Annotated in this window: 3 protein-coding genes; all 3 read left to right on the forward strand. The window is 40.4% G+C overall.

Translation table 11 applies throughout. The features are described from left to right. Positions 1-557, forward strand: a 557-nt coding sequence (locus ABZB17_RS21525) for a helix-turn-helix domain-containing protein (protein ID WP_372653547.1), incomplete at its 5' end; no start/stop codon positions are given. A gap of 214 nt (positions 558-771) precedes the next feature. Beyond that, complete coding sequence (locus ABZB17_RS21530) at positions 772-2,175, forward strand: DUF1080 domain-containing protein (RefSeq protein WP_372653549.1); 1,404 nt, start codon at positions 772-774, stop codon at positions 2,173-2,175. Between the two features lie 46 nt (positions 2,176-2,221). Then, positions 2,222-3,620 (forward strand): Gfo/Idh/MocA family protein (locus ABZB17_RS21535; protein ID WP_372653551.1); only part of this gene is annotated, 1,399 nt, incomplete at its 3' end.

Here is a 3,620-nt window from a genome sequence, read left to right on the forward strand (position 1 = left end):
CTACACCAGAAATTAGTCATATTCCGGTTATTCTAATGACTGCTCTTGCCTCGGTAGAGAACAAATTGGTAGGTTATAAAACAGGTGCAGACGATTATATAACCAAACCATTTGAACCAGAGTTGCTAAAAATTCGTGTTCGAAATATTTTAAATAATCTTGAAAAATTAAAAAGTAGGTTTAAGAACGATTTTTCCATTACTCCTGAGAAATTAACACTCTCGAAACCAGATGAAGACCTGGTACAAAATATAATTGTATTTGTTGAAAAGCATATTGATAACCCGGAACTGAATAAAGATATGTTGTGCCAGGAGCTCGGTGTTAGTTATTCGTACCTGTATCGAAAACTTAAAAATATTGTAGGCACTTCACCCACTGATTTTGTTCAAACATTTCGCTTAAAAAAAGCTGCCCAAATGCTATCCGAAACCGAGCTAAGTGTTTCGGAGGTGGCCTACAAAGTGGGTTACAACGATGCATTGTACTTTAGCAAATGTTTTAAGAAACAATTTGGAGCCTCACCAAGTAAATTTTGTGAATCTGTAAAAGTGTGATATTTACAGCTATATGGTCCTGGTTAAATACTGCATAACACCGAAAAGATATTCCATATCTGAATTTAAAGTTCTTATTAGCTTTGGCACGATAACTTATAAACTCAGGTTCTTAATCTGAATTATCGGAAATGGTCATTTAATTTAAATATTCAAACAAGATCTATCAATTATAAAACAACGATTTATAAAACTATAAAACAAAATTCCAAAAATGAAGAATTATATGAAACTAACGTTCTCAGCATTAATCGTGCTGATTGTATTGATGAGTTGGACAATGCCAGAAAATAACGAGAATTGGAAACAACTTTTCAATGGTAAAAACCTAAAGGGGTGGACAGTGTTAAATGGTACTGCCAAATACAAGGTTGAAAATGGGGAGATAATCGGGACCAGTGAGATGGGAACACCTAATACTTTTTTAGTAACCGAAAAGTATTACGGTGATTTTATTTTGGAATACGAAATGAAAATGAATGAAGGACTGAATTCCGGAGTACAAATCCGAAGTAATAGCCTGCCCGAATATCGTAATGGTCGGGTACACGGTTACCAGGTTGAATGTGATGATTCCGAACGCGCCTGGTCGGCCGGTATATACGATGAAGCACGACGAGGTTGGTTATATCCGCTTGAATATAACAAATCGGCAAAAAATGCATTCAAAAAAGGACAATGGAATAGTTATCGTGTTGAAGCAATCGGTAATTCAATCCGTACATGGCTCAACGGTATTCCGGTAACCAACCTGGTTGACGACCTGACAGCACAAGGATTTATTGGCTTACAAGTGCATTCAATCGGGAAAAACACAACCCTGGCCGGGAAAGAAATTCGATGGAGAAACATTCGTATAATGACGGATAACCTGGAAGAAAACCGAATGGAAATGCCACAGGAAGTGACAGAGGTTAGTTACCTGAAAAACTCCCTTACGGAACGAGAACAGAAAGAAGGCTGGAAATTACTTTGGGATGGAAAATCCACAAAAGGCTGGCGTGGTGTGAAATTGGAAAATTTTCCTGAAAAGGGTTGGCACATTGAAGATGGCATTCTGGTTGTTGAAAGTGCCGATGGCGCTGAGTCGGGAAATGGTGGCGATATTGTTACAGTTGATCGTTATAAAAACTTTGTTCTGGAGGTAGATTTTAATCTGACTGAAGGAGCCAACAGTGGAATTAAATATTTTGTACAGGGTAACCTGAACAAGGGAGAAGGCTCTGCCATTGGTTGCGAATTCCAAATCCTCGACGACAAGAAGCATCCCGATGCAAAAAAAGGAGTTTTGGGAAATCGAACATTGGGTTCTCTATATGACCTTATTCCTGCCAACGGTAGTTTTTATGATAAAAATCTGAGAGACAAACGTTTTAACGGTATTGGTTCGTGGAACAGGGCGCGGATTGAAGTTAACGGAAATAATGTGGTGCACTATCTGAACGGAATAAAAGTGGTGGAATACGAAAGAAATACACAGGAATGGCAGGCGTTGGTGAACTACAGTAAATACCAGCAATGGGATAATTTTGGAAATTTTGAAGAAGGACACATTCTATTGCAAGACCATGGTGACGAAGTTTGGTTTCGAAACATAAAAATCAAACCATTGGACTAATTTCAATATTCAACCGATCAATAACTTCTCGTAAAATGTGATTAAAATGAGCGAAACAAAAAATAATAACAGGAGAACATTTATTAAAAATGCTGCACTTGGAGTTGGTGCGCTAACCATTGTTCCGGGACATGTCGTATTTGGCCGGCCTGGTCGTATTATGCCCAGTGATAAAGTAAATGTGGCATTCTGTGGAATTGGAAACCGGGGAGGTCAGATTCTTCGGGAAATTATGCAAACCGGAATGGTAAACAATGTAGCCATGTGCGATACCGACATGGGGGCAAAGCATACTTCCGAATCGATGAAAACATATCCGAAGGCAGAGCAATTTAAGGATTTCAGGGTGATGTTCGACAAGATGAACAAGTCGATTGATGCGGTAGTAGTGGGAACACCCGATTTTTCGCATTTCCCGATAACCATTTTGGCAATGTCGCTGGGGAAGCACGTTTATGTTGAAAAACCATTGACCCGCACTTTTCAGGAATCGGAGTTGCTGATGAATGCCGCTAAAAAATATAAAGTTGTAACGCAAATGGGCAACCAGGGACATTCTGAAGGAAATTATTTTCAGTTTAAAACCTGGGTCGAAAACGGAATTATTAAAGATGTGACTAAAGTAGTAGCACACATGAATAACAGCAGAAGGTGGCATGGCTGGGATACCGGAATGATTTCTTTCCCCAAAGGAGAACCAGTACCCAAAACACTGGATTGGGATACCTGGCTAGGCACGGCACAGTTTCATGAATATAACCACGATTACATTAATGGCCAGTGGCGCTGCTGGTACGACTTTGGAATGGGTGCATTGGGCGACTGGGGCGCACACATTATTGATACTGTTCACGAATTTCTCGATCTTGGATTGCCTTACGAAGTGGACCCTGTAAAAATCGAAGGACACAACCCGCTGTTTTATCCGCAAGCCACAACACTCGATTTTAAGTTCCCGGAACGAAACGAGATGCCTCCATTAACCATATCGTGGTACGATGGTATTAATAATCAGCCCGAACTTCCGGAGAACTATGGCACATCTGAACTTGCTGATAATATTCCGGCAGCAAGTACCGGCCAGATAGAAAAAAGAAAGCTGAATCCCGGGAAGATTATTTACGGTAAAGAGCTGACTTTTAAAGGCGGTTCACATGGAAGTACCTTATCTATTTTACCTTCAGAAAAAGCAGAGCAGGTAATGACACATTTACCCAAGGTGCCTGAGAGTCCTTCCAATCATTTCGAAAACTTTGTGTTAGCATGTAGGGGTGAGGAAAAGACCCGATCGCCGTTCGAGATTTCGGCACCGCTGAGCCAGGTATTTGTGTTGGGAACGATTGCCCAACATTTAAATACTAAAATTGAATTCGACCGCACAACAAAGCAGATTAAAAACAACACGCTGGCCAATGATTTGTTGGTAGGCCCCCCCCCCCGAAAAG

The organism is Draconibacterium sp. (genome assembly GCF_041583095.1).
Classification (GTDB): Bacteria; Bacteroidota; Bacteroidia; order Bacteroidales; family Prolixibacteraceae; genus Draconibacterium.